Here is a 1,264-nt window from a genome sequence, read left to right as displayed (position 1 = left end):
GGACAAGCATCGTCATTTTATTATGGTCAGCCTCAGGGTGAAGTGTGTCTAATCAACAGGGTTTTCGGTCTCTAAGCACTTTTTAAAGGGAACATCATCGACTCAAATCTCTATTTGCAACAGTGCCAAATATGGTACATTTCACGCAACTACTTTCCCAATACAAGTCTTTAAAATGAATCGTTTTATAATTTTTTTGTTTCTTACTTTTATAATTAATACAAGCTTTGCTCAAATCGTAGAAATCCCTAAATTCTCAGACTATCCCGCTCGAATTTATACAGGTCCCACTTCTGCACCAAAATTAACAACGCCATATCATAAAAATTACAAAACACGTCTAACTAACTCTTCTAAAGAAGATATTAACTTTGCTGGCGAATATGTTCTGAGTGTATGGGGATGTGGTACGAGTTGTCGTGTATATACTTTTATCAATAAAAGAACAGGTGCCATTCTTGATACACCATTTGGTGGTGAAGGCGGTGAAAATATTGTCAGCATTAGAGCAAATAGCAAGGTAATCATAACAACAGAAGAGCTCTACACAAATGACTACGATTCTCTCGGCTATATGGCATATTATTATGTATTAGAGTCAGGACGTTTTAAAAAGGTAGCCCAACTTCCAATTTCTGAAGATCTTTATCAAGAAACCCGTTATAACTACTAATATTCCAACACCTAGCTAATATTATTTTAAACTTAATCTTTAAAAGTTATAACAATAAATCAGCCCGTATTTTACAGGCTGATTTTTAGCTATTTCTTCAATAGTTTTTACCAACTTCTCAGCTCTTTCAATAAGAACCTCCTCAGCAATATAATTATTTTTACTTGAACCGTACCGGGTCAGTGTTCCACAGTTTTCATAAGATAAATAATTATAGTCGCCAATTTCAACTGAGTTCCTCTCCGGCTTTTAAATAGCGGTATACCGCTTGGCGGCTAATTCCAAATGCCTGGCCTAATGCCATTTTTGAAGGATACTGCCCTTCCTTCCATGCTTGTCGCAAAGCTTCAGCTTTATCAGGCTTCAATTTATGTACCCGGCCTTTGTACTTCCCTTGAACAGAGGCGAGTTTAATTCCTTCCTTTTGCCTTTCCAGAATGATTTCACGTTCAAATTGCGCAAAAGGGCACTGTTGCAAATAGGCTGACATGATAAGCTAAATATCTTATTTATTTCGAGATACAGCAGATGAATCCCTTCCACGGTCGGCACTTTCAAGGTGAAATCATTCTTTGGGCTGTTCGTTGGTAT

Annotated in this window: 1 protein-coding gene and 2 pseudogenes; 2 read left to right on the top strand and 1 reads right to left on the bottom strand. The window is 37.0% G+C overall.

Features of this window, described 5'->3' with window-relative positions; all coding sequences use genetic code 11:
• A pseudogene (locus FTU64_RS16230) lies at window positions 1–75 on the top strand (IS6 family transposase); the annotation flags it as partial.
• 100 nt (window positions 76–175) lie between these two features.
• A complete protein-coding gene (locus FTU64_RS16225; RefSeq protein WP_180009768.1) occupies window positions 176–673 on the top strand; it encodes a hypothetical protein in 498 nt (165 codons plus the stop codon).
• A 226-nt stretch (window positions 674–899) separates the two neighbouring features.
• Here the strand turns inward: FTU64_RS16225 and FTU64_RS16220 are convergent.
• Window positions 900–1,136 (bottom strand): annotated as a pseudogene (locus tag FTU64_RS16220) (recombinase family protein); the annotation flags it as partial.
• Between the last annotated feature and the right edge of the window lie 128 nt (window positions 1,137–1,264).

It is taken from the genome of Acinetobacter sp. YH12128 (genome assembly GCF_013418655.1).
In the GTDB taxonomy this organism is placed as follows: Bacteria; Pseudomonadota; Gammaproteobacteria; order Pseudomonadales; family Moraxellaceae; genus Acinetobacter; species Acinetobacter amyesii.
Note: the sequence above shows the minus strand (reverse complement) of the source record. Positions and strands in the feature narration are given on the sequence as shown.

Coding starts and splice junctions, on each gene's coding strand:
- FTU64_RS16225 (WP_180009768.1), top strand. CDS start 176: ATGAATCGTTTTATAATTTTTTTGTTTCTTACTTTTATAATTAATACA.